The organism is Bradyrhizobium ganzhouense, assembly GCF_049949285.1.
Classification (GTDB): domain Bacteria; phylum Pseudomonadota; class Alphaproteobacteria; order Rhizobiales; family Xanthobacteraceae; genus Bradyrhizobium; species Bradyrhizobium ganzhouense.
Window position 1 is genome coordinate 2,751,976 of the sequence record NZ_CP181318.1, and the last position, 24,137, is coordinate 2,776,112.

Annotated in this window: 22 protein-coding genes and 1 tRNA gene; 15 read left to right on the forward strand and 8 right to left on the reverse strand. The window is 63.2% G+C overall.

Annotation, left to right across the window (positions count from 1 at the left end; genetic code table 11):
- Nucleotides 1-114: 114 nt before the first annotated feature.
- From ACLFLU_RS12665 to ACLFLU_RS12680, 4 genes are all read right to left on the reverse strand, one after another.
- A complete protein-coding gene (locus ACLFLU_RS12665) occupies nucleotides 115-366 on the reverse strand; it encodes an exodeoxyribonuclease VII small subunit (protein ID WP_008132970.1) in 252 nt (83 codons plus the stop codon).
- Between the two features lie 74 nt (nucleotides 367-440).
- Nucleotides 441-1,370 carry a histone deacetylase family protein gene (locus ACLFLU_RS12670; protein WP_426412514.1) on the reverse strand — a complete coding sequence of 310 codons (930 nt, stop codon included), beginning with the start codon at nucleotides 1,368-1,370 and terminating at the stop codon, nucleotides 441-443.
- A gap of 135 nt (nucleotides 1,371-1,505) precedes the next feature.
- On the reverse strand, nucleotides 1,506-3,164 hold the full coding sequence (locus ACLFLU_RS12675; RefSeq protein WP_426412515.1) for a bifunctional metallophosphatase/5'-nucleotidase: 1,659 nt from the start codon (nucleotides 3,162-3,164) through the stop codon (nucleotides 1,506-1,508).
- 49 nt (nucleotides 3,165-3,213) lie between these two features.
- Nucleotides 3,214-3,972: an enoyl-CoA hydratase-related protein gene (locus tag ACLFLU_RS12680; RefSeq protein WP_426412516.1), complete on the reverse strand. Its 759-nt coding sequence runs from the start codon at nucleotides 3,970-3,972 to the stop codon at nucleotides 3,214-3,216.
- Nucleotides 3,973-4,239: 267 nt separating this feature from the next.
- Here ACLFLU_RS12680 and ACLFLU_RS12685 point away from each other — a divergent pair, with 267 nt between their 5' ends.
- On the forward strand, nucleotides 4,240-5,475 hold the full coding sequence (locus tag ACLFLU_RS12685; RefSeq protein ID WP_426412517.1) for an MFS transporter: 1,236 nt from the start codon (nucleotides 4,240-4,242) through the stop codon (nucleotides 5,473-5,475).
- A gap of 117 nt (nucleotides 5,476-5,592) precedes the next feature.
- Here the strand turns inward: ACLFLU_RS12685 and ACLFLU_RS12690 are convergent, their stop codons facing one another.
- Nucleotides 5,593-7,371 (reverse strand): acyl-CoA dehydrogenase, encoded by a 1,779-nt coding sequence (locus ACLFLU_RS12690; protein ID WP_426412518.1) that lies wholly within the window; start codon nucleotides 7,369-7,371, stop codon nucleotides 5,593-5,595.
- Between the two features lie 240 nt (nucleotides 7,372-7,611).
- Here ACLFLU_RS12690 and ACLFLU_RS12695 point away from each other — a divergent pair.
- Nucleotides 7,612-7,686 (forward strand) — tRNA-Gln (locus ACLFLU_RS12695).
- A 27-nt stretch (nucleotides 7,687-7,713) separates the two neighbouring features.
- Here the strand turns inward: ACLFLU_RS12695 and ACLFLU_RS12700 are convergent.
- A complete protein-coding gene (locus ACLFLU_RS12700; protein WP_426412519.1) occupies nucleotides 7,714-8,670 on the reverse strand; it encodes a hypothetical protein in 957 nt (318 codons plus the stop codon).
- 278 nt (nucleotides 8,671-8,948) lie between these two features.
- Here ACLFLU_RS12700 and ACLFLU_RS12705 point away from each other — a divergent pair, with 278 nt between their 5' ends.
- Nucleotides 8,949-9,422: a hypothetical protein gene (locus ACLFLU_RS12705; protein ID WP_426412520.1), complete on the forward strand. Its 474-nt coding sequence runs from the start codon at nucleotides 8,949-8,951 to the stop codon at nucleotides 9,420-9,422.
- A gap of 87 nt (nucleotides 9,423-9,509) precedes the next feature.
- Here ACLFLU_RS12705 and ACLFLU_RS12710 read toward each other — a convergent pair whose 3' ends face one another.
- Complete coding sequence (locus tag ACLFLU_RS12710; RefSeq protein WP_426412521.1) at nucleotides 9,510-10,532, reverse strand: alpha/beta hydrolase; 1,023 nt, start codon at nucleotides 10,530-10,532, stop codon at nucleotides 9,510-9,512.
- Between the two features lie 281 nt (nucleotides 10,533-10,813).
- On the opposite strand from ACLFLU_RS12710, the gene ACLFLU_RS12715 reads away from it, so the two are divergent.
- On the forward strand, nucleotides 10,814-11,401 hold the full coding sequence (locus tag ACLFLU_RS12715) for a DUF6538 domain-containing protein (protein ID WP_426412522.1): 588 nt from the start codon (nucleotides 10,814-10,816) through the stop codon (nucleotides 11,399-11,401).
- Here the strand turns inward: ACLFLU_RS12715 and ACLFLU_RS12720 are convergent.
- Complete coding sequence (locus ACLFLU_RS12720) at nucleotides 11,381-11,878, reverse strand: winged helix-turn-helix transcriptional regulator (protein WP_426412523.1); 498 nt, start codon at nucleotides 11,876-11,878, stop codon at nucleotides 11,381-11,383. The genes ACLFLU_RS12715 and ACLFLU_RS12720 overlap by 21 nt on opposite strands.
- Before the next feature lie 206 nt (nucleotides 11,879-12,084).
- Here ACLFLU_RS12720 and ACLFLU_RS12725 point away from each other — a divergent pair, with 206 nt between their 5' ends.
- The 11 genes from ACLFLU_RS12725 (at nucleotide 12,085) to ACLFLU_RS12775 (ending at nucleotide 23,825) form a co-directional block, all read left to right on the forward strand.
- Nucleotides 12,085-12,723 (forward strand): 2-hydroxychromene-2-carboxylate isomerase, encoded by a 639-nt coding sequence (locus ACLFLU_RS12725; protein ID WP_426412524.1) that lies wholly within the window; start codon nucleotides 12,085-12,087, stop codon nucleotides 12,721-12,723.
- A gap of 53 nt (nucleotides 12,724-12,776) precedes the next feature.
- Nucleotides 12,777-14,330, forward strand: a complete 1,554-nt coding sequence (locus tag ACLFLU_RS12730; protein ID WP_426412525.1) for a class I adenylate-forming enzyme family protein — start codon at nucleotides 12,777-12,779, stop codon at nucleotides 14,328-14,330.
- A 46-nt stretch (nucleotides 14,331-14,376) separates the two neighbouring features.
- Nucleotides 14,377-15,114, forward strand: coding sequence for an SDR family oxidoreductase (locus ACLFLU_RS12735; protein ID WP_426412526.1), 738 nt, complete (start codon nucleotides 14,377-14,379; stop codon nucleotides 15,112-15,114).
- Nucleotides 15,115-15,126: 12 nt separating this feature from the next.
- A complete protein-coding gene (locus tag ACLFLU_RS12740; protein WP_426412527.1) occupies nucleotides 15,127-16,308 on the forward strand; it encodes an acyl-CoA dehydrogenase family protein in 1,182 nt (393 codons plus the stop codon).
- Between the two features lie 25 nt (nucleotides 16,309-16,333).
- Nucleotides 16,334-17,464: an acyl-CoA dehydrogenase family protein gene (locus tag ACLFLU_RS12745; RefSeq protein ID WP_426412528.1), complete on the forward strand. Its 1,131-nt coding sequence runs from the start codon at nucleotides 16,334-16,336 to the stop codon at nucleotides 17,462-17,464.
- A gap of 13 nt (nucleotides 17,465-17,477) precedes the next feature.
- Nucleotides 17,478-18,665: an acetyl-CoA C-acyltransferase gene (locus ACLFLU_RS12750; protein WP_426412529.1), complete on the forward strand. Its 1,188-nt coding sequence runs from the start codon at nucleotides 17,478-17,480 to the stop codon at nucleotides 18,663-18,665.
- Nucleotides 18,666-18,683: 18 nt separating this feature from the next.
- The gene (locus ACLFLU_RS12755) at nucleotides 18,684-19,694 is read left to right on the forward strand and encodes an NAD(P)H-dependent flavin oxidoreductase (protein WP_426412530.1); all 1,011 of its coding nucleotides are present in this window, start codon (nucleotides 18,684-18,686) and stop codon (nucleotides 19,692-19,694) included.
- Nucleotides 19,695-19,794: 100 nt separating this feature from the next.
- Nucleotides 19,795-20,955, forward strand: coding sequence for an iron-containing alcohol dehydrogenase (locus ACLFLU_RS12760; RefSeq protein ID WP_426412531.1), 1,161 nt, complete (start codon nucleotides 19,795-19,797; stop codon nucleotides 20,953-20,955).
- 73 nt (nucleotides 20,956-21,028) lie between these two features.
- The gene (locus tag ACLFLU_RS12765; RefSeq protein ID WP_426412532.1) at nucleotides 21,029-22,228 is read left to right on the forward strand and encodes an ABC transporter substrate-binding protein; all 1,200 of its coding nucleotides are present in this window, start codon (nucleotides 21,029-21,031) and stop codon (nucleotides 22,226-22,228) included.
- 55 nt (nucleotides 22,229-22,283) lie between these two features.
- The gene (locus ACLFLU_RS12770; protein ID WP_426412533.1) at nucleotides 22,284-23,090 is read left to right on the forward strand and encodes a glutathione S-transferase; all 807 of its coding nucleotides are present in this window, start codon (nucleotides 22,284-22,286) and stop codon (nucleotides 23,088-23,090) included.
- A 33-nt stretch (nucleotides 23,091-23,123) separates the two neighbouring features.
- A complete protein-coding gene (locus ACLFLU_RS12775) occupies nucleotides 23,124-23,825 on the forward strand; it encodes an SDR family NAD(P)-dependent oxidoreductase (protein ID WP_426412534.1) in 702 nt (233 codons plus the stop codon).
- Nucleotides 23,826-24,137 lie beyond the last annotated feature (312 nt).

The following is a 24,137-nucleotide window of genomic DNA, read 5'->3' on the forward strand; positions in this document are numbered from 1 at the left end:
ACTCGTCATTTCCGGCGCCCGGCTGCTCGCCCCTGTGAGCAGAGATAGCGGCGTGCGATCTCGAAAAAATGCAGGCAGGCGATGCTCGAAACGGGCAGCTTAGGACGGCGCCCTTTACTGCACGTCGAGCGGAGCGGTGCCAGTAGCCTGGCCGCTGGCATCGGTGGTGATCTTGTCGACGCGCGCCTCGGCCTGGCGCAACAGCTCCTCGCAGCGGCGCTTCAAGGCTTCGCCGCGCTCGTAGATCGTGACGGATTCCTCGAGCGGCACCTTGCCGTCCTCGAGCCGCTTCACGATCGTTTCGAGTTCCTCGATCGCGCGCTCGAAGGTGAGCCGGGAGACGTCCACTTGGGTATTTTCGGCCATATCCGTTTCCGATTGCCCGATTCGCTTGTCGTGTAAAACAGCAGAGTTTTGCGGGCTTAATGTGGCGGGTCTGTCTAGGCGCCCATCAGGGCGCCGACATGCGCCGTAACAGATTCTTTCAGTCCTTGCAGGTCGTAGCCGCCTTCGAGCACGGAAACAACGCGGCCGCCAGCGGACTTGTCGGCAAGGTCCATCAGCTTGCGCGTGACCCAGGTGTAGTCCTCGGCGCGCAAATTCAGCGAGGCCAGCGGATCGCGGTAATGCGCGTCGAAGCCCGCGGAGATGATGAGCAGCTCGGGGCTGAATTTTTCGAGTTGCGGCAGGATCAAATTCTCGAACGCCGAGCGGAATTCGGGCCCGCCGTCTTCCGACGCGAGCGGTGCGTTGACGATGGTGTCGTGATCGCCGCGCTCGCCCTTGGCGCCGGTGCCCGGAAACAGCGGCATCTGGTGCGTCGAGCAGTACATTACGGTCGGGTCCGACCAGAAGATGTCCTGGGTGCCGTTGCCGTGATGCACGTCGAAATCGACGATGGCGGCGCGCTTGATGCCGTATTTGCGCTGCGCATGGCGCGCGGCGATCGCGACATTGTCGAAGAAGCAGAAGCCCATCGGCTTGCCGATCTCGGCGTGATGGCCGGGCGGGCGCACCGCGACGAAGGCGTTGCGATGCTCGCCGTTCATCACCGCTTCGGTCGCGGCCACCGCGCCGCCGACGCCGCGCATCACCGCTTCCCACGTGCCAGGGGACATCGAGGTGTCGCCGTCGACATAGACCTGGCCGCTGGTCGGCGCGATGTGACGCAGCTCGGTGACGTAATCCTCGTTGTGGCACAGCGTGACGAGATCGAGATCGCCCTCCGGCGCCAGGTCGCGCGCCAGGAACTGGAAGCGCTCAACCGACAGCGCTTCCTCCACCGCGCGCAGGCGGTCCGGTCTTTCAGGGTGTCCCGGCGGCGTGATGTGGTCGAGGCAGGCCTTGTGGGACAGGAGAAGCGTGCTCATCAGGTCGGCCTCACTGGGAACGAACTCTCGACGTCGCTTGGCGCATCCGGCGCCAAAACGCAATGCAAAACCCAATCTATGCGTTCCACCACGAATGGCAAAGGGCTGTCCTGTTCCGCCCAGGTTTGATCAGCATCAGTTTACTCGCATGATGCGGGTCGGCGGCAGCGGGCCGATCGGACCATGTGCCTTAAAGAAGGCAAACAGCGCATCGGCGTCGTAACCGCCATATTGCGGCGAGGCGCCTTGTTTGGCGACCGTGAAACCGTCGCCGCCGACGGCGAGATAGTCGTTGAGGGTCACGCGGTAGCCGGTACCCGGCTCGATCGGCTTGCCATTGAGCGTCATCTTGTCGGCTATCACGCGCTCGCCGAGCGGCTTTGATGCGTCCCAGCTGTAGCTGAATCCGATCGACACCTGGAGGATCCGCGGCCGCTTCGGATCGAGCCATTGCTGCTCCAGCATGTCCTTGAGCTGGCTGCCTGACAGCGTCATGGTGACGAGGCGGTTGCGGAATGGCTGGCTCGCGAACAGTTCGCCGTAGGACACCGCGCCGTTCTCTTTCGGGATGATGTCGGTGCGGATGCCACCGGGATTGGTGAACGCAATGACGGCGCCGCCATCCTTGGTGTCTCTGGTTGCGGCAAGCTGTGCATCGGCAATGACGTCGCCGAGTGCGCTTTCGCCGGCGTCGTTCGGGACGCGCGACAGCGTCTGCGTCACCGATCCGGCCGGCCGGTTGGCGATGGGCGCCGAGAGCTTGTCATAGGCGTCGATCAGCGCGGTCTGCTCGGGATCCTTGGCGAGCGAAGCGTTGGCAACGATGACGTTCTCGGCCCTGGCACTGACGATGTCGCGGGTAACAGGATCGAGCTTGAGGTCGATCGCGGTGACGAGTGTGCCGTATTTGTCGCCGCTGGTCACCAGCCGGCCGTCGATGTTGCAGACATAGGCACGATGGGTGTGGCCGCTGACCACGACGTCGACGGCGCGGTCGAACTTTTTCACGATATCGACGATCGGTCCGGTGATATCAGGGCATTCGTTGTAGTCGCCGCTGGGCTCGCCGCCCTGGTGGATCAGCACCACGATCGCCTCGACGCCCCGCGCCTTCAGTTGCGGCACCAGCGCGTTCACCGTCTCGGCCTCGTCGCGGAATTCGAGCCCGGCAATGCCTGACGGAGAGACGATGCCGGCGGTCTCCTTCAAGGTCAGCCCGATGAAGGCGACCGGAATGCCCTCGAACTCCCTGATCTCGTAAGGTGGCAAAATGCTTTTGCCGGTCGCGGTCTCGATGGTGGAGGCCGCGAGATAGTGGAATTTCGCGCCGGTGAAGGGATGCGGTCCCTGGCATCCGTCCTCCGGATGGCAGCCGCCGTTCTGCATCCTGAACAGCTCGGTCTTGCCTTCGTCGAATTCGTGGTTGCCGACCGAGGTGATCGCAAGCCCCATCATCGAGAGCGATTCGACGGAGGGCTCGTCGTGAAACATCGCCGACAGGAACGGGCTCGCTCCGATCAGATCGCCGGCCGCGACGAAGATGGTGTTCTTGTGCCCCTCGCGCAACTGCTTGACCAGCGTCGCCATGTACTCGGCGCCGCCGGAGGCGACCATCACCTTCTTGCTCTTGTCCTCGGGATCATTGATGCGGATGCCGCCAGGCGGCGGACGGAGATTGCCGTGGAAATCGTTGATGGCGAGAATGCGCAGCTCGACGGGCGCCGCGGTCTGGGCCGCGGCGGGCAGGGCGGCGAGCGCGAGGGCGAAGCTGATCAGGCGGAGAAGATGTCGCATGGAACAAGATTAATCGTTCCGCGCGAAGATTTCACGAAAGTTCTCGTGCCTACCTCTTCTTCCTGTTCGCAAACGCATTGAACGCGGCCGTGGCCTCGTCCGATTTCAACTTCTCGCCGAACAGATGGCCTTCCTGGTCGATGCGGCGGGTGAGTTCTTCCGGCGGGGCACGCAGCAGCTTGCGCGAGGTTGCGACCGCCTCGGCCGGCAGCCGGCAGATCTCGCGCGCCGCCTTGCGGGCCTCGACCTCGGTATGTCCCGGCGACACCACGGTGCTGACGAAGCCGGCGGCATGGGCCTCGGCGGCGGTGAAGCTGCGTCCCATCACCAGCATGGCGAAGGCGCGCTGGTAGCCCATGATGCTCGGCATCAGCAGGCTGGCGGCGCCGACCGGAACAAGCCCGAGAGTGACGTAAGGCGCCGAGAAGGTCGCGGCGTTGGAGGCGAGCACGTAGTCGCAGTGAAACAGCATCACGGTGCCCATGCCGATCGAGGCGCCGTCCACGGCTGCGATGATCGGCTTGACGTTGAGGGCCAGCGAATACAGGAATTTGGCGCCGTCCGACAGCGTCTCGGGACGCGACGCGTCGGCCTTCATGAAATCGTCGATGTCGTCGCCGGCCGTGAACACGCCGGAGCCGCCGGTGATGATCATGCAGCGGATATCGGGATTGTTCTGCGCGGTGTCGATCGCGCAGCTCATCTCGCGATACATGTCCTGCGTGATCGCGTTCTTCTTGCCCGGGCGGCGCAGGGTGATGACTCGCGTTCCACGCTCTTCGGTGACGACGATGTTGCCGATCGGCATGAACACTCCCTGCGGCCGCCGAGGCGCCTGCCATCGGCGGGTCTTGCGATGCTGAGCCTACATGATCCGGAAGGCGTGCCAAACCTGCCACACAACCATTTCGGCGGTGATGGTGGCGCGCGTCCGGGAACCGTGGCGCGAAAAGCTGCATCACATGTGCTACGGCGCTTTGCGCATTGCAACAATTGGCTACAATGTTTCATTTGAAAAACCGGTGGTTGTGCGTCACGATCAGCCGTCTCGTTCCATGAGGTCGATACTTGATCGATGATTGCCGCAACGGGCGCTGACGAATCCTCGGTTCACTACCGCGGCTGGCGCGTGGTGCTGGCCTGCTTCCTGATGGCTTTTTTCATGTTCGGCTTTGGCCTCTACGGCCAGGGCGTCTATCTCGCCGAGCTCCAGCGCGCCCATGGCTGGTCCGGTACGCTGGTGTCCGCGGCCAGCACATTCTCGTTCCTGCTGACCTCCGTCCTCGTCATCTTCACCGGCGATCTGCTCGCCCGCATCGGGCTGCGGGCGCTGATCCTGTGCGGACTGACGGCGCTTGGCGCATCGACCGCGCTGCTGGGACTGATGCAGGCGCCCTGGCAGCTCTATCTTGCCTATGCGCTGATGTCGGTCGGCTGGACCGGCATGGGCTCAGTAGTGATCGCGACGGTGCTGAACGCGTGGTTCGTGCGGCGCCGCGGGCTCGCTCTCAGCCTCGCCTTCAACGGCGCCACCTTCGGCGGCATCATCCTCGTTCCGGTTTTGTTGGCGCTGAGCAGCAGCATCGGTTTCCGCTCGGCCATGCTGGCAGCCACGATCGTGATGGTGGTGCTGGTGCTGCCGGTGGTCATCGTCTTCACCAGCTGGCCGGTCGACGCGTCGCCGAATGCAGCAGGTGTCTCTGGGGGCAAGACCGCACGGAAGGAGCTGCTCGCCAACGCGTCATTCTGGACCATGGTGCTGCCGATCGCGATCGCGCTGTTGGCGCAGATGGGATTCATCATCCACCAGGTGACGTTTCTCGAACCGCTGATCGGCCGCGCCAATGCAGGCCTCGCGGTCACCATCATGGCGGCGATGGCCGTGATCGGCCGGCTGTCGCTCGGCCTGTTCGTCGACCGGCTCGATCCGCGGCTTGCCTGCGCGGCGTCGATGACCAGCCAGGCGGCGGCGCTGCTCGTTCTCCTGCAAAGCCAGAGCCCGGCCGTGCTGCTCCTGTGCTGCGCCGTCTATGGCTTCTCGATCGGCAACATGATCACGTTTCCGCCTTTGATCATCCAGCGTGAGATCGGCAGCACGGCTTTCGCGGCGGCGATGGGGTTGGGGACGTCGATCAGCGGCATCGTCAGCGCCTTTGGCCCGGGCATCATCGGCCTCGTGCGCAGCGTGAGCGGTGATTACACCATGGCGTTTGCAGTGTGCGTGGTGCTCGATGTCGTTGCGGCCGGCGTCGTGCTGTGGCGGCCAGGGAAAAGGGCTGAAGGTAAGCGAAGTCTATCACCGTCACCCTGAGGTGCCGGAACGAAGCGGAGGCCTCGAAGGGCGACGGCCCCCGCTGCATCCCGGCCGTTCATCCTTCGAGGCTCGCTACGCGAGCGCCTCAGGATGACGGATCGGCAACGAGCCCACTTACCCCAGCAGCACCGCATCCGCCGCGGCGACCGACGCCGCGCTTTCCGTCACGGTGCGCTCGAGCGCGGGCGCCTGCACGGCGATGTTCTCGGCGAAGAAGCGCGCGAGCGAAACGTAGCGCGCGGCTTCCGTGTTGCCGTCGGCTTTGGCGGCGAGCGCCTCGGAGGCCAGCATGCAGCCGCCGAGCGTCGCGCCAAACTGCTGCAAATACGGCGTCGCGCCGGCGAGGGCCTCGTTCGGCGCAGAGGTGACGCGCTCCAGCAGCCATTTGCTGGTGCGCGTCAGCGCCTCCAGTGCCTCGCGCAATTTCACGCCAGTTGTGCCGAAAGCGGGATCGTTCGAGGCTTCGACCTGCTTGACGGTGGCTGCGAGCTCGCCGAGCAGCGCCCACACCGACGCGCCGCCATTGGCCGCGAGCTTGCGCGTGACGAGGTCGATCGCCTGGATGCCGTTGGTGCCCTCGTAGATCGCGGTGATGCGCGCATCGCGATAATGCTGCGCGGCGCCGGTCTCCTCGATGAAGCCCATGCCGCCATGCACCTGGACGCCGAGATAGGCGACCTCGTTGCCGATATCGGTGGAATAGCCCTTTGCCATCGGTGTCAGCAGCGCGGCGCGCGCGGCTGCATCGGCGCGGACCTTCGGGTCCTTGGCGCGCAGGGAAACGTCGAGTGCGACCGCGGTCGCATAGCAGATGGTGCGCGCGGCAGCGGTCTGCGCCCGCATCCGCATCAGCATGCGCTTGACGTCGGGATGCACGAAGATGGCGTCCGACCCGTCGCCCTTCTTGCCGATCGCGCGGCCCTGCTTGCGCTCCTGCGCATAGGCCAGCGCCTGCTGATAGGCGCGATCGGCGACGCCGACGCCTTCGAGACCGACGCCGAGACGAGCCTGGTTCATCATCGTGAACATGCAGCGCATGCCCTGGTTCTCTTCGCCGATCAGGAAACCGATCGCGCCGCCATGATCGCCCATGGTCATGGTGCAGGTGGGCGAAGCGTGCATGCCGAGCTTGTGCTCGACGCCGCTCGCAAAGATATCGTTGCGCGCCCCGAGCGAGCCGTCGGCGTTGACCATGAATTTTGGCACGAGGAACAGCGAGATCCCCTTGGTGCCGGCGGGCGCGTCGGGCAGGCGCGCCAGCACGAAATGAACGATGTTGTCGGTCATGTCGTGCTCGCCATAGGTGATGAAGATCTTCGTCCCCTTGATCCGATAGGTGCCGTCGGCCTGCTTTTCGGCGCGGGTGCGCAGCGCGCCGACGTCGGAGCCGGCCTGCGACTCGGTGAGCTGCATCGTGCCGGTCCATTCGCCGGTCACGAGTTTTTCGAGATAGATCGTCTTGAGCTCGTCGCTGCCATGCGCATCGAGCGCCTCAATCGCAGAGGCCGTCAGCAGCGGGCAGAGGCCGAAGGCGACGTTGGAGGCGCTCCAGATCTCGGTGCAGGCGGCGTTGATCGCGAGTGGCAGGCCCTGGCCGCCGAAATCCTCTGGCCCCGAGACTGCGTTCCAGCCGCCCTCGGTCCAGCGCTTGTAGGCATCCGGCCAGCCCGGCGCGGTCGTGACCTTGCCGTCGTCGAGCTTGATGCCGTGCTCGTCGCCGACCTTGTTGAGCGGCGCCAGCACATCGGTCGCGAACTTGCCGGCTTCCTCCAGCACCGCGGAGACGATGTCGGCGTCGAAATCGCCGTAATGGCCGGCTTCCAGGGCGGCCTTGAGGCCGGCGCCATGGTTGAGCGACAGCAGCATGTCAGAGATCGGCGCGCGGTAGGTCATGGCTCACTCCCGGGACAGGTTTGACGTCGTATTCCCATGAAATGCCGGAGGTCTCAATGGGCTGGAGGGCCGGGGCCGGGCAGGGATCGGGCCTATATTAAAGTGTGGCCGGGCCGGCCCCGGCCTCGCGGTATTTTGCCCCTCCAGGCGGTTGAAATGCTGCGCCGCTCCCTATAGACCGGCTGCGACCAGAGGGAATCTGCGGCGGCCGGTTCTTCCGCCGTTCCCCTCGTCGCCTGTTGGGGCGTAGCCAAGCGGTAAGGCAGCGGATTTTGATTCCGCCATTCGGAGGTTCGATCCCTCCCGCCCCAGCCAGCTGATATTGCTCGTCAAATTGCCTTCTCAACCCGGCCTTTGCGGCTTGCTGCTGTTTGGTGATGGGACCGCTGAGGCTTGCCGTTCCTTTGCTTCGTAATATTCAGCCGAGAACTTGATGGACCATCGCGCGAAGAACGAACGCAATTCCTGAGTGGGCTTCTCGACGCCGAGATGCTCTGCGACGTGCGCCTCGCGCAACCATCTCACCACCGACGTGAGGCCGGCAATGCGCTCGAGCCTCTCAACCGCCGCGATCCCGGCGATCTCTGCCTGCCGATAGCGAAGGCCGACCTTCCTGATCACATGCAAGCGCTTGATGATGTCGTAGCCCCTGAAGACGAGCTGAACGAAGGGATGTTTTCTGGCCTGCGGCCAGGCTGCCGGATAGACCGGTAGCACCAGAAGCTTGCTCTTCGCGATGACCGTTGCGAGCGGATGCAGGAGTTGCATCCAGGCTGGCCAGGACGTGACCTTGGCAAGCAATATCGCGTGCATCGCCGTTGCAGCACCGAAAGAGATCGGCAGCCAAAGGACCGCGCACAGGATCACGAGCAATGCGGCGTTCGGCGTGAGATCCCGGCAGGTTCTGAACACCCATGCCATGCCGCCTTCAAAGGCATCATGCACAGCGTGTTCGAACGCTCGATAGCTGATCTTCCGCCGGAACCACAACCAGTTTCGGCGAATCGATCTACCCCACTGTCGACGCTTCGCGGCGGACAGGGGAAGGAAGCGCACCGCGCCATCGATGACAGTAACGATGACATCGCCGACAAGCCTGGCCGCGAAGAGCGGAAGCCAGACAATCTGCATTGCAAAAGGGAAGGCGTAGTCAAGCATCCGCATCAAGATTGAAAGAACGAAACGCAGGATCTTGTTCGTGGCGAGCGTGACGACAACAAGCGGGATGATAATCACATCGTCGAGCGCACCGCGAAAGCGGCTTTCCTCGGTCCATGCCGGGTGACGACCATCGGTCACGGTGCACCGTCCGGGCTGAGTGCCGCCTCAGATTAGCACGTTGCAAGCTCGAGGGGGGCCTCAGGTACCAGTCGGTGGGCAACAGCGAGCACTCCGCACAAGGGGCCAGTTCGCATGACCCGCGTTAACCCTGTCTCTGATCTTGTCCCGTGGCCGTGCCGGCTGGTTCAGTTCTGCCGCCAAGCCGCCTTATTGGATGTCTGCAATTGGTCTCCGATTTTCGGGAGCTTGTTTTTCGGCTTTGAACGAGGCGTCTCGTTCGGGAAGCGTGAAATCAGATGAAGGCGGCTCTCATCCTCGTTGGCTTCGGTACACTCGCGGTGATGGAGCTTGAGACCGCGCCGCGCATGACAAAGCCCGTGAACGCGCCGCCTGTTCAGGCGACCGTCGGGTTGCGCGTCTCAGCCGATACGCTGACGACGGCAGACCGGCTCGAAACCCCGCACATGCAATTTGAGGCGCCTCCGCAGGCGGTCGCCTTGAGCGAACCGATGCCTCGGCCGGATCAAACGGCGACTGTTGCGCAAGAGCCTTTGAAGATCATCGAGCCACACCAGCGCACCGCAAGCGAGGGAAAATTCGCGGTCATGCTGCCTAGACCTCGGCCCGCGCAGGGAACGTCCAAGGCAATTGCGAAGGCAATTGCGAATGCCAAGCGCGCCAAGCCCGTCGCGGAGGCCAAGCCCTGCCGGTCAGGCGTCTTCGATGGCCTGTTCAAGGCATTGAACCTGTCAACGGGCTGTCAGAGCTAGCCCCAACTTCGCGCATGCGTCACAGCAAACACGCCGTGCCGACGAAATCCGGCAGCCTCGCCCGGACGAGCCGCGGCCACGGCGGATTCACGCGGCCACGCTATCAATCGAGCGGCGTATCACCTGGCGCACCTCCGCATTCGACAGGAACAGGTCGTGGTTGATAATGCCCCAGCCTGCCTCGGACGCATCGACCACACGCACCCCGAGCCCTTCGATGGCGGTCTTCTCGGCAGCGCCGACCCTTGTCATCCCACCAGCGATTTGCCCCGACAACGCCAGCGCGCGGTCGTTCGTTGCGGCGATGACGGTGATCTTGCGCGAAAGCGGACCGATGCGGTTGATCGACGACGAGAACACGTCCATGTCGATGTCCGGCGCGGCGAACACCACGGCACCGATCTTGCCCGCAACGGCGTCACCAGATCGCGCATAGAGCTGGCGCAGGCTTTCGAGCGTGAGCATGGTTCCCATGCTGTGCGCGACGATGTGGACGCGGCCGGCGCTTGAACTCGTCATGACAGATTGCAGCACGCGTTCGAAGCCATCGCGGGACCACATCGCGCTGTCGCGGTCATAGGCGTAGTCGAACAGTCCAGCCTTCGAGGGCCAGGAGAATACCATCGTCTGGCCGCGGAACCTGATGCCATCGGAGAGATGCGCGGCATCGAGCGCCGCTGTCTCGAACGTCTGCTTGAAACCGTGCACGTAGATGAGAACATCTGGTCCGCCGCCGGCCTGCGCGACAAGACTGCCGACATCGCCCGATACCGGCTCGACCCCATCAAGACGCCAATCGTCAAGTCCGGCTGCAGCCAGAGAGAAACGGCTGTCACCAGGCGGCACGAGCTTCGCTCGTGCGACAGTCATCGTAGAAGCCCGCTCCGGCCCGAACCACGGCTTCGACCGGCCGCCATTCACTGGCTTGCGCGTGGTTACGACGAGCAACGTAGGGTCGACCGAGAGCGAGGAAGCGTCGTAGCGTGCGCCGGTAGCACCCAAGCTGGCGCATCCGCCCAGCGCGACAACGCAGGCTGAGGACGCAAGCCCGCCAAGGAGCGCACGGCGGGACGCAATCACTTCGTGTTGCACTAAACGTTGGATGATCACGCAGAACCTTCAGGAACTGCCCCCTGGAGGAGCCCGCCCCTGCGCGTTCCTGAATGACGATGGCGGCGAGAAGAGGGCGGGTGCCGCACGCCGCTTTTTCCAAATGCGGGTTGATATCGTCGAACAATCAAACAGGTCTTGGTTCCGCCATTCGGAGGTTCGATCCCTCCCGCCCCAGCCAGGAGCTCCGCTTCCCCTGAAATTCCTCACGAAACCGGCCTGGCTGGGGCGCTGCTGCACAGCGCTGCGACACATCACTGCTGCACAGGAGTGTTGTGGCCATGGCTGCGCATATTTTCCGAAGGAATGCTGTGTATTACGGGCGCCGCCGTCCACCGCGGCCGCTTGCCAGCCTGCTCGGCCGCCCGCATCTTTCTATGAGCTTGAAAACGACGAACCGCGCGGCGGCTCGCCGTCTGGCTACCCAGGTGAACCTTTTCTTGGATGACGTTGCGATGCTTGCCGATGGCGCCGACCTCCGTCTGACACGGTCTCAAATTGAGACGATGCTGCATGCTGTCGTCGACAAGCAGGTCGCCAAGCTTGATCTGGTGGCGCTCGTCGCCAAGAACGTGCCTGGCTTTGACGTTGACCAGGCGCGGTCGGACGACAGGCGAGCCCTGTGGACCTACACGCTGCTGGACGCCCAAGGACACGGCGCGGCCGTGCGTCCGGACGACCGCGACCGCATGATCGCCGAAGGCATGTCGGAAGCGGACGTCGAGGCAGTGCAGCGCCACCTGGCGATGCTGCGGGCCAACTTCATGGTGCCGACCAAGTATGACGTCCTGCGGCGAATGATCGAGGGTGTGCAGGCGGTAGTGCCCCAGCGGGCGCTTAGCGGAAGGTCAACCAACGTTCTTCGCTGAAACATCGATGCCTTCCGTTGAAGACCGTCTAGCGCCGGGCCCGGCATGCACATGGACCGCTTTTGCCGTCAGCGGTTCACCGCACTCAGAGCAGACCATAACAGGATCAAACATCTTGTGGCAGTTCTTGTGTTCATGCAGAAGCGGTCGTCCGCGCGCGTCGACCATATGTACGTCACCCCAGTGCACGATCGACATGATGATCGGATAGAGGTCGAGACCCTTCTGTGTCAGGATATATTCGTACCGCTTCGGCGCTTCCTGGTAGGGAATCTTGCGCAATACGCCGAAGCGTACCAATTTCTTCAGCCGGTCGGCGAGCAGGTGCCGGGTGATCCCGAGCGACGCTTGGAATTCATCAAACCTGCGGATGCGCAAGAAACATTCGCGCAGGATGAGCAGGCTCCAGCGGTCACCGATGACCGCCACGGTACGGGCCAGCGAGCACGGCTCCTCTTCGAGCGCATCCCATTTCATCAACGTCTCCAACGAACCTGCAGCCTCTCCTGAAATAAATTCTAAATCAGAACTCACGGAATTTCAATAGGATGTCGCGTTTTCAGCTAGATATTGGCTATTGAATGATGATCATCATATTGACAGTTCTAAAATAGAACTTTAGGAAACGGAGCGCGATCAATTTGCCGGCGATCAATCGCCGCCATCAAAGGGAAGGGCGTTCCATGGCAGCTCCGCTCAAGGTCGAGTTTCACTTCGATTTCGGCAGCCCCAATGCCTATCTCGCCGAGCTTGCGCTGCCAGCCATCGAGCAGCGAACCGGAGCGAAGTTCGACTATGTGCCGGTGCTGCTCGGCGGCGTCTACAAGGCGACCGGCAACATGTCGCCCGCCGAGTCGCTGCGCGGGATCAAGAACAAGCCGGAATACAATGCGCTCGAGACCGAACGCTTCCTGCGCCGCCACAGCATCACAAAGTTCCGGATGAACCCGTTCTTCCCGGTCAACACCCTTGCGTTGATGCGCGGCGCCGTCGCGGCCGAGTTCGAGGGAATGTTCGAGCCGTATTTCCGCGCAGCGTATCATCACATGTGGGTCGAGCCCAAGAAGATGGACGACACGCAGATCTTTCGTGAAGCGTTCCTGTCATCGGGGCTGGATATCGATCGCATCACGGGCCGAGCCCAGCAGGACGACGTCAAGAGAAAGCTGATCGAGAATACCAGCAACGCCGTAGCGCGCGGCACATTCGGTTCTCCCACGTTTTTCGTGGGCAACGAGATCTATTTCGGCAAGGACAGCTTGCGCGATGTCGAGGACGAAATCCTCGCGCAATCAGCCGCGCAGAAGCGCAAGAGCGCCTGACGGCGCGGAGGCATCGGAAAGAACCGAGCCCGCAAAGGGCCTTTCAACGGGAGGTGTCATTGGCGAACTGGCAGCAGACTGCAGCCGAGATCGTGAACACGTTGCCGCAACGCATCCATGAGGTGATGGACCCATACGTTGTCGCCACGCCCGACCGGCTTGCATTGATCGAAGACAACGCCAAACTGACCTATCGCGAGCTCGATCGGGCAGTTGGGACCACGGCGGACGCGCTCCGCGCGCTCGGCATCCGTGCCGGCGATCGCGTGATGATCGTCAGCGAGAATTCGATCGCGCTCGCCTGCCTGCTGTACGCGACCAGTCGCCTCGATGCCTGGGCGATTGTCGCCAATCCGCGGCTGTCGCCGCGGGAAATCGATCAGATCAGGGATCACAGCGGCGCCCGGCGCATGTTCTTCACGGCAAAGGTGTCCGAGGAGGCGTCCATGCACGCGACGCGTTACGAAGCGCCGGTGCAGGATGTTGGGCCGCTCCAAGGTATCGGCGTGTCGGCGCTGAACCAGAACACGCAGGCCGAGCCGGTCGAGGCCGACGGAGCGCGCCAGGTAGCTGTCCTCATCTACACCTCAGGTACGACCGGAACGCCGAAGGGCGTCATGCTCACTCACCGGAACCTGCTGTTCTCGGCCAGGGTCACGGCGAATTTGCGCAGCATGACGGCGGATGATGTGCAGTATTGCGTACTGCCGATCTCGCACATCGTCGGCATCTCGCTGCTGACTATGACGTTGATGGTCGGGGGCCTCACTCGGCTGGTCACCAAATACAATCCAGCCGCGCTGGCCAAGGCGTTAGCCGAGGAGGGCGTCACGCTGCTGAACGGCGTCCCCGCTACCTATCAGCGGCTGCTCGAATACAAGCAAATGGCTGGCTTACCGAAGCTGGAGCGCGGTGCGTTGCGCCTGATGAGCGTCGCCGGAGCCCCGCTCGACCTCGACCTCAAGGCCAGGGTCGAGAAGGAGATCGGTCTTCCGCTTGGCAATGCCTTTGGCATCACCGAATGCTCGCCCGGAATTTCCGGCGTGCGACCGGAATCACCGCGCAGCGACAATTCGGTCGGCACTCTCGTGCCGGGTATCGATGCTCGGATCGTGGCGCGCGACGGCACCATCGTGACCAACGGTGATATCGGCGAATTGCATGTCCGCGGACCGAACGTGATGCGCGGCTATTATCGCGCGCCCGACCTCACGGCGAAGGCGATCGATCCGGATGGGTGGTTCAACACCGGCGACCTTGCGCGCTTCGAGGGCGATGCGTTGTTCATCGTTGGCCGCACCAAGGAGATGATCATTCGCTCCGGCTTCAACGTCTATCCGGCCGAGATCGAGGCAGTGCTGAGTACCCATCCGGACGTGGTGCAATGCGCCGTGGTCGGGCGGTCGGTCCCGGGTAATGAGGAGATCGTCGCTTTCGTCCAGCTCCTCAAGGGATCCTCGGCCACCGCGCAGGACGTAATGGCGCACGTCGCGCCGGAGCTCACTTCCTACAAGCGGCCGTCCGAAATCATCCTGATGGACGCACTGCCGGCCACGTCGACCGGCAAGCTGCTGAAGCACAAGCTGGCGGAATCGCTGCGCAACTGAAGCGAGCGAGATGGCCTCAACATTTCACGAAGCTGGGAGAAGTCACATGCAGAAGAGAAACAAGACCGTTGCGGTGATCGGCGCCGGTGACTTCATCGGCGGCGAGATTGCCAAGAAATTCGCCTCCGAAGGCTTCACGGTGTTCGCTGGTCGCCGCAATGGCGACAAGCTTGCGCCGCTGGTCAAGGACATCGAGGCCGCCGGCGGCGAGATCCACGCCCGCTCGCTCGATGCGCGCAAGGAGGAGGAGATCATCTCCTTCCTCAACGATGCCGACAAGCACGCGCCGCTCGAGGTCTGCATCTTCAACATCGGCGCCAACGTCAATTTCCCGATTCTGGAGACCACCGAACGGGTGTTTCGCAAGGTCTGGGAGATGGCCTGCTACTCCGGCTTCCTGGCAGGCCGCGAGGCCGCACGGCTGATGCTGCCGCGCGGGGGCGGTAACATCTTCTTCACCGGCGCGACCGCGAGCTTGCGCGGCGGCTCCGGCTATGCCGCCTTCGCCAGCGCGAAGTTCGGCCTGCGGGCTGTCGCGCAGGCGATGGCGCGCGAGCTCGGACCGCAGAACATCCATGTCGCGCATCTCATCATCGACTCCGGTGTCGATACCGAATGGGTGCGGCAGCGCCGGCTCGAAGCGCTCGGTCCCGATGCGCTCGACAATCCGGACCTGCTGATGCCGCCGGCGTCGGTGGCGACGTCCTATTGGCAGCTCTACCAGCAGCCGAAGAGCGCCTGGACGTTTGAGCTCGAGATCCGTCCCTTCGGCGAGAAGTGGTAGGGAGCGCGTCCGATGGAGCTCGCGCTATCCCCAGAAGACGCAGCGTTTCGTGACGAAGTCCGCGCATTCATTAAGGACAATTATCCGGCCGAAATGCGCGTCCCCAATCCGGAGACCGACCTTTCCAAGGAGCAGATGCTGCTGTGGCATCGCATCCTTCACGAGAAGGGCTGGATCGCGCCGCTTTGGCCAAAGGAATATGGCGGGCCCGGCTGGTCCATCACCCGCCGCTTCGTCTTCGAGCAGGAGACGACGCGCGCCGGCACGATGCCGCCCTTGGCGTTCAGTGTCACCATGGTCGGCCCGGTGATCTATACGTTCGGCAACGAAGCGCAGAAGCAGAAATTTCTGCCGCGCATCCTCTCGGGCGAGGATTGGTGGTGCCAGGGCTATTCCGAGCCCGGCTCAGGCTCGGACCTCGCCACCGTCCGCACCAAGGCGGTGCGCGACGGCGACCATTACATCGTCAGCGGCCACAAGACCTGGACCACGCTGGCGCAGCACGCCGACTGGATCTTCTGCCTGGTGCGAACCGATCCGGCCGCAAAGCCGCAATCCGGCATCTCGTTCCTGCTGATCGACATGAAGTCGCCGGGCGTCACCGTGCGTCCGATCATCACGATCGACGGCTCGCACGAGGTCAATGACGTCTTCCTCGAAAACGTCCGCGTGCCCGTCGAAAATTTGATCGGCGAGGAGAACAAGGGCTGGACCTACGCCAAGTTCCTGCTCGGCAATGAGCGCACCAGCATGGCCGGGATCGGCCGCTCGACGCGCTACATCGCGAGATTGAAGAAGATCGTAAAGGCGGAGATCCCGGAAGACGATCCGGCACATCTCGAATTCATCAGGGACATCGCCCGGGTCGAGCTCGACGTGCTGGCGCTGGAGGCAACCGAGCTGCGTGTCGTTGCCCAGATGGCCCGCGGCACCGATCCGGGGCCGGCGGCCTCGCTGTTCAAGATCCGCGGCACCGAGATATTCCAGGACATCACCGAGCTGACCCATCGCGCTATCGGCAATTACGGGCTCGCAATCCGCGAGCATCCGGCGAGTGCCAATCACTTCATGCCGGGACCGGATTACGGCCACACCGCGTCAGAGAAGTACCTCAACTCGCGCAAGCTCTCCATCTACGGCGGATCAAACGAGATCCAACGCAACATCATCGCCAAGGCCGTGCTCGGTCTTTAGCAAACGGCAGCACGGGAGGAATCGGATGGATATCCAGTTCACGGAAGAGCAAGAGTTGCTCCGATCCAGCGTCCAGCGCCTACTACGCGACCAGTATGAATTTGATGCGCGCCGCAGGATCCTCGCGAGCGAGGAGGGGTACAGCCGCCCGCAATGGCAGGCTTTCGCCGAGCTCGGCCTGCTGGGCGCGCCGTTCTCCGAGGACGTCGGCGGTCTCGGCGGCGGTCCGCTGTCGACCATGATTATTATGCAGGAGTTCGGCCGTCACCTCGTGGTCGAGCCCTTCGTCGAGACCGTTGTGCTCGCTGGCGGTCTCCTGGAGAAGCTGGGCTCCGCCGAGCAGAAACAGAGCTTCATTCAGGACATCATCGCTGGCACCAAGATCTGGGCGCTCGCCTGGACCGAGAAAGGCTCGCGCTTTGATCTCGCCAACGTCACCACCACCGCACGGCGCGAGGGTAACGGCTATTTGCTGACCGGCGAGAAGACCGCGGTGATCGCCGCGCCCTGGGCCGACTATCTGATCGTTTCGGCGCGGACCTTCGGTCAGCCGCGTGACCGCGGCGGCGTCAGCCTTTTTGTGGTCGATCGCCGTGCCGCCAATTTGGATTTGCAGAGCTTCAAGACCATCGACGGCCGCCGCGCGGCAGAGATCAGCCTGCGCGGCGTAGCCGCCCAGTTACTGGGCGAGGAGGGCACGGGCGTGGCCGCGCTGGAAGCCTGTCGCGACCGTGCCATTGGCGCGTTCTGTGCCGAGGCGGCCGGAGCGATGGCTGAGCTGAACGCCTCGACGCTGGACTATTCCAAGACCCGCAAGCAGTTCGGTACGACCATCGGCTCGTTCCAGGTGCTGCAGCATCGGATGGTCGACATGTTCATCGCCCATCAAGAGGCGCTCTCGTTGATGCAGCACCTCACGCTCAGCCTGGATGCAGGCGAGGCTGATGTCTCGCGGCTCGCATCGGGCGCCAAGTCCAAGATCGGCCGTGCGGGCAAGTTCATCGCCGACCAGGCAGTGCAGCTGCATGGCGGCATGGGCATGACCGACGAGTTGAACGTCGGGCATTATTTCAAGCGGATTTGCTCCATCAACATCCAGTTCGGCGATCCCGCCTTTCACCTGTTGCGCTACGCGCAGCTCGATGCGGCCGCCTAGCAGAGAGGCAAACATGACGACTGAAGCAGTTATCGTTTCCACCGCGCGCACCGGCGTTGGCAAAGCCTACCGCGGCGCGCTCAACAACACCGATGGCCCGACGCTGGCCGGCCATGTGATGGCCGAGGCCGTGAGACGCGCCGGCATCGCGCCCGGCGAGGTCGAGGACGTGGTGATGGGCTGCGCCATGCAGCAGGGCACCATGGTGATGAACGTCGCCCGCAAGGGCGCGATCCGCGCCGGCCTGCCGGTCACGGTGGCCGGCACCACGATCGACCGGCAGTGTGCGTCCGGCCTGCAGGCGATCGCGGTTGCGGCACGCTCGGTGATGCTCGACGGCGTCGAGATCGCGATTGGCGGCGGCATCGAGTCGATCAGCCTGGTGCAGAACGATCACATGAACCGCTTCCACGCCGTCGACGAGGAGCTGATGGCGATGAAGCCCGAAATGTACATGTCGATGTTGGAGACGGCCGAGGTGGTCGCCGACCGCTACAAGATCGGTCGCGACCAGCAGGACGAATACAGCCTCGAATGCCAACGCCGTGTCGGCGCCGCTCTGCAGGGTGGTCGCTTCAACGACGAGATCGTGCCGATCACGACCAAAATGGCGGTTGTCGACAAGGACACCAAGCAAGTCAGCTACCAGCAGGTCACGCTGAGCCGGGATGAAGGCCCGCGTCCGGATACCACTGCGGAAGGCCTTGCCAAGATCAAGCCGGTGTTCGAGGGCAAGACCATCAGTGCCGGAAACGCCAGCCAGCTCTCGGATGGGGCCTCGGCATGCGTGATCATGAGCGACAAGATCGCGGCGCAGAAGGGCCTGAAGCCGCTCGGCATCTTCCGCGGCTTCGTCGCGGCCGGCGTCGAGCCCGACGAGATGGGTGTCGGCCCGGTCGCGGCGATTCCGCGGCTTCTGAAGCGGCATGGTCTGAAGATCGACGACATCGATCTCTGGGAGCTCAACGAAGCCTATGCCGTGCAGGTGATCTATTGCCGCGACAAGCTCGGCATCGACCCGAACAAGCTCAACGTTAACGGCGGCTCGATCGCGATCGGTCATCCCTATGGCATGACGGGGTCGCGGCTGACCGGCCACCTCCTGATCGAGGGCCGGCGCCGCAAAGCCAAGTACGGCGTGGTGACCATGTGCATCGGCGGCGGCATGGGCGCGGCCGGCCTGTTCGAAATCGTCCACTGATCGGAAACGGAGTTTCAAGTGAAGACAGCAATCACGGAACTGTTCGGCATCCAGCATCCGATCATCCAGGGCGGCATGCACTATGTCGGCTTCGCCGAGATGGCGGCGGCGGTGTCCAATGCCGGCGGCCTCGGCATCATCACCGGTCTGACGCAGAAAACGCCAGAGCTCCTCGCCAAGGAGATCGCGCGCTGCCGCGACATGACCGACAAGCCGTTCGGCGTGAACCTGACCTTCCTGCCGACGCTGTCGGACCCGCCCTATCCGGAATACATCGCCGCGATCCGCGAGGGCGGCATCAAGGCGGTCGAGACCGCGGGTCGTAGTCCCGAGGCCTACATGCCGGCGCTGAAGGCCGCGGGCATCAAGGTGATCCACAAATGCACCTCGGTGCGGCATTCGCTCAAAGCGGAGAAGATCGGTTGCGATGCCGTCAGCGTCGACGGTTTCGAGTGTGGCGGTCATCCCGGTGAGGACGATATCCCCAACATGATCCTGCTGCCGCGGGCCGCGGACGAGCTGAAGATCCCGTTCGTGGCCTCCGGCGGCATGGCGGATGGACGCAGCCTCGTCGGCGCGCTTGCAATGGGCGCGTCCGGCATGAACATGGGCACGCGCTTCGTCGCTACCAAGGAAGCCCCGGTCCACGACAACGTGAAGCAGGCGCTGGTCAAGGCGACCGAACTCGACACCGTGCTGGTGATGCGCGCCCTGCGCAACACCGAGCGTGTGCTCAAGAACAAAGGTGTCAATGAGCTGCTCGAAATCGAGCGCGAGAAGGGCGCAAATCTGAAGATCGACGACATCCTCGACCAGGTGGCCGGCGTCTATCCCAAGGTGATGGTCGACGGCCATATGGATGCCGGCGCGTGGAGTTGCGGCATGGTGGTCGGGTTGATCCACGACATCCCGACGGTCAAGGAGCTGATCGATCGTATCATGGCGGAAGCCGAAGCGATCATCCGCCAGCGATTGACTGGCTTCCTCGACGGCGAGATCGAGACGCCGCGGGCACGCGCCGTCGCCTGACGAAGGGCGAGATACGAGCAGATCAAGACTGGGATAGCCGACGGCGTCGCGCTGCTGACGTCGCAGTGATGCAGTGAACAGTACACCAGGGAGGAAGAGCATGCCCGTCGTTGGTAGCCATCAATATCCCACCATGGAATCCGTGATCTACGGCAAGCCGGCGGCCGAGGCGCTGCGGGAGGAGGCGGAACGGCTGGGCGCCAAGCGCGTCTATCTGATCGCGAGCCGCACGCTCAACACCACGACCGACGAGATCGAGAAGATCCGGACGGCTCTCGGTGAACGCCATGCCGCGACTTTTGACGGCGTGCCGCAGCACACGACGCGCGATGTGGTGACGCAGATCGCCCGGCAGGCCAGGGATGCTCAAGCGGATCTGGTTGTCGCAATCGGCGGTGGCTCGGTGGTCGATGCGGCAAAGATCGTGCTGATGTGCATGGAACACGAGATCTTCGAGCCGATGGGGCTCGATGGCTTCGAGACCACGCCGGACCGCCGCTTCGGGCCATTCCGGACCCCGAAGGTGCGGATGATCGCGATCCCGAGCACGCTCTCCGGCGGCGAATACAATTCGGGCGCGCTGGTCACCGACACCAGCCGCAAGCTGAAGCAGATCTTCAATCATCCGATGATGATGCCGCGAAGCATCATCCTCGATCCGGCGATCACGAAATACACCCCGGAGAAGCTCTGGCTGGGATCCGGCACGCGCGCGATGGATCATGGCATCGAAGCGATCTGTTCCAGCCGACCCAATGTGCTGGTCGATGCCGTGTGCCAGCAGGGATTGCGCTATCTGTACCACGGGCTTCGGCGCACAAAGGACAATCCGAACGATGAAGCCGCGCGGCTGAGCTGTCAATTGGGGTCCTGGATGTCAGCCTTCGGCTTGCAGTCGCGCGTACCGATGGGCGCCAGCCATGCTATCGGCCACGTTCTCGGCGGGACCTGCGACGTTCCGCACTATTTCTGCACGGCGGTGATGATGCCGAGCGTGCTGCGGTACAATCTGCCAGCTACGGAAGTGGCTCAAAGATCGGTCGCCGCCGCGCTCGGGGCGGCGGGTCGCGATGCCGGGGAAGCCTTTGCAACCTTCATCGCGGAGCTCGGTTTGCCGCGGCGGCTCGCCGACGTCGGCGTAGCCGAGGACCGGTTCGAGCTGATCGGCAAGAACGCAATGTTGTCGATCTTCACGCGGGCAAATCCGCAGCCGATCCGTGAGCCCGGCGACATCATCAAGATACTCAAGCTGGCCGCCTGACGCGGCCGCCAGATGTCTGTCACGCCCTGCGGCAAGTAGGGTGCGCGCTAATCAACAGTGGAGGGAATTGGCGATGTCCTGGGGCATGCGACTGGCCTGTGCGCTCGTGATTGCGATGTCTACGCCCTGCTGGGCGGGTGATACACCCGGTGTCACGCCGACGGCCATCAAGATCGGCGGCATATTTCCCTTGAGCGGACCGGCGTCCTCGATCGGTCAGGTCGGGCAGGGCGTGAAGGCTTATGTGCAATCGATCAACGATCGTGGCGGCATCAACGGCCGCAAGATCGATTATGTCATGATGGACGACGCGTACAGCCCGCCCAAGGCCGTCGAGCACGCGCGAAGGCTGGTGGAAAGCGACGAGGTCGCGTTCATGTTTAGCCAGCTTGGCACGGCGGGCAACTCGGCGGTCGCTAAATATCTCGCTGCGAAGCACGTGCCGACCATTGCGATTGTCACCGGTTCGAGCAAGTTCTCCAACGTCAAGGACTATCCGCTGACGACCACTGGTCTCGTCAGCTATGATACCGAAGGCAAGATCTACGCAAAATACTTAACGCGGGCGTTGCCCGCGGCGAAATACGCCATCCTCTACCAGAACGACGATCTCGGTCGCGACTACGTCAACGCCTTCAAAGCGGTGCTTGGCGCCGATTTCGACAAGCGCGTGGTCACCGCCAGCTACGAGGTCACGGAGCCAACGGTCGACTCGCAGGTTGTTGCGCTCAAGAGCTCTGGCGCGCAGGCGTTGTTCATCGCCGGCACGCCGAAATTTGCGGCGCAGGCTATCCGCCGCGCGGCCGAGACTGGGTGGAAAGCGACAGTCCTGATCAACTTCCCTTCGTCCTCGGTCGCGGGCACGCTGAGGCCCGCGGGCCTGGAGAATTCGATCGGTGTCATTGTCGGGACCCCAAACAAGGATCCGAACGATCAGAAATGGATGGACGATGAGGCGGTCAAAGCCTATCGCGCGTTCTTCGAGCGATATCTGGCTGGCTCCGACATCACCAATACCAGCTATCTGACCGGGTACCAGCAGGGCATGGTGCTTGAGCAGATCCTCAGGCAATGCGGCGACGATCTCTCGCGTGAGAACATTATCAAGCAGGCAAAGTCGCTCAAGGACCTTGTTTTGCCCACGGCCTTGCCCGGCGTCAGGATCAATACCAGCGAGAGCAACAACATGATCTGGACGCAGCTTCAGCTTCAGCGCTGGAACGGTTCCCGCTGGGAGCAGTTCGGCGACATTCTCGACGCAAGCTCGGAGTAGTGGGTCTGCGCGGAGCCCATCCAGCGAGGACGGAGTTCATCAGGGGAAATCCACGATGGCCGATTTGCGCATCTTCTCATATCTGCCGAACCCGCGCGTTTGGAAGGCAACCATAGCCGCGCGGTTCTGCGGCGTGGATGTCGAAGTCAGGGGCGCGCCTGCCAAGGAGCTGAGAGGTTGGCTATGGGATTACGATGCCCGTCCTCTGGCCGAGGAGGAGCTCCAATCGCTGTCATCCTTCGCACGCACGGGCCGGGTCGGGCTGACCGGCGCGCAGCTCTTCAAGACCGATGCCTTTCTGGCGGCGCAGCCGTTCGGCAACGTGCCGGCCGCCTTCGGGCCCGGCGGCGGAGTTGGAATCTTCGAATCCAATAGCATCATGCGCGCGGTGGCGCGCCTGGGCGAAGCGACATACCGGCTCTATGGCAGGGACGCCTATGAAGCTTCCAGGATCGACGGCTTTCTCGATGTCAGTCTGGTCTTTGCGAGGGACGCGCAGATCTATCTCCTTGCGCTGTCGGGCGGCACGGTTGATGCGGCCATTCACGCCCGTGCGAAGGAGGCATTCGCGATCTATGCGTCGGGGATCGAACAGGCCTTGTCGCCGCGGCGGGAGACGTTGGTCGGGAACGGGATCACGCTGGCCGACATCTGCTTTGCCGCCGAACTTGCGCTGTTTATGAACGAGCATTCGCGGGCCGAACAACTGAACGGGCTCGGACTCGACAAGATCCTGCATGCCGGTGTCCGAAGCGAATACCCCTTAGCGTTCGCTCATTTCGACCGGCTTGTTGCGCACGAGCACTTCCGTCCTGATCTCGCGCCCTACGTTGAGAAGTTGCTGTCCAAGGCTACGGTGTGAACTCCGCCGGCCATAAAAGGGAGGTCTGACCACATGACCGCGCCAGTTTGTCTGATCTCAGGTGTCGGCCCCGGTACGGGCTCGGCCCTTGCCAGGAAGTTCGCCGAAGGCGGCTATCGCGTGGCGCTGCTCGCGCGCAATGAGGAGCGTCTCGCGGCGCTCGAAACGCAACTGCCGGGCGCGAAGGGATTTCCCTGCGACGTGTCGGATCCCGCGCAGGTGGATGCAGTGGCATCCGCTGTGGAGCGCGATCTCGGGCATCCCTCAGTCGTCATCCACAACGCCGTCGGCGGTGCTTTCGGCACGTTCCGCGAGATTGACCCGGCGATCCTCAATCGCAATTTCCAGGTCAACACGATGGGGCTGCTGTACCTGGCCCGGCGATTTACCCCGGCGATGATCGCCGCCGGTGCCGGCTCCATCATTGCGACCGGCAACACCTCGGCACTGCGGGGCAAGGCTCGCTTTGCCGGCTTCGCGCCGACCAAGGCGGCGCAGCGGATCCTGGCGGAGTCCATGGCCCGGGATCTAGGACCGCAGGGAATCCACGTTGCCTATGTCGTGATTGATGCGGTGATCGATCTCGAATGGACTCGAAAGCGGTGGCCGGAGCGGCCGGACGAATTCTTCATCAAGCCGCGCGCTATCGCGGACGAGATCTGGCATGTCGTCCATCAAAACCGAAGTGCGTGGTCGTTCAACGTTGAGGTACGACCATTCGGCGAGAACTGGTAGTCGATCGGAAGCCTTGATTGGTAGGTCGGTCTTCCGGAAAGCTAATTGATCGCTTAACGCGAGGGTGAGAGGCGGGAATGCCTGCGCCGTTGTCGCGAATGCTGAGCGGTGGTCGTTAGGTTGAGGGCCCCGCGCTCTAGCCGCCGTTTCCGTCGACGTGGAGGCCAGAGGCCGCAAGCCCGGAGCCTGCTGCCCGCCACGCACCAGTCCGTGATCGTCTCGACGGCGTGTTCCTGAGCATCGTGGGCTTACCAACAATCGCAACTGCCTGACGGACGCGCCGTCTCGTCAATTGCAGTGTCCTCGACGACA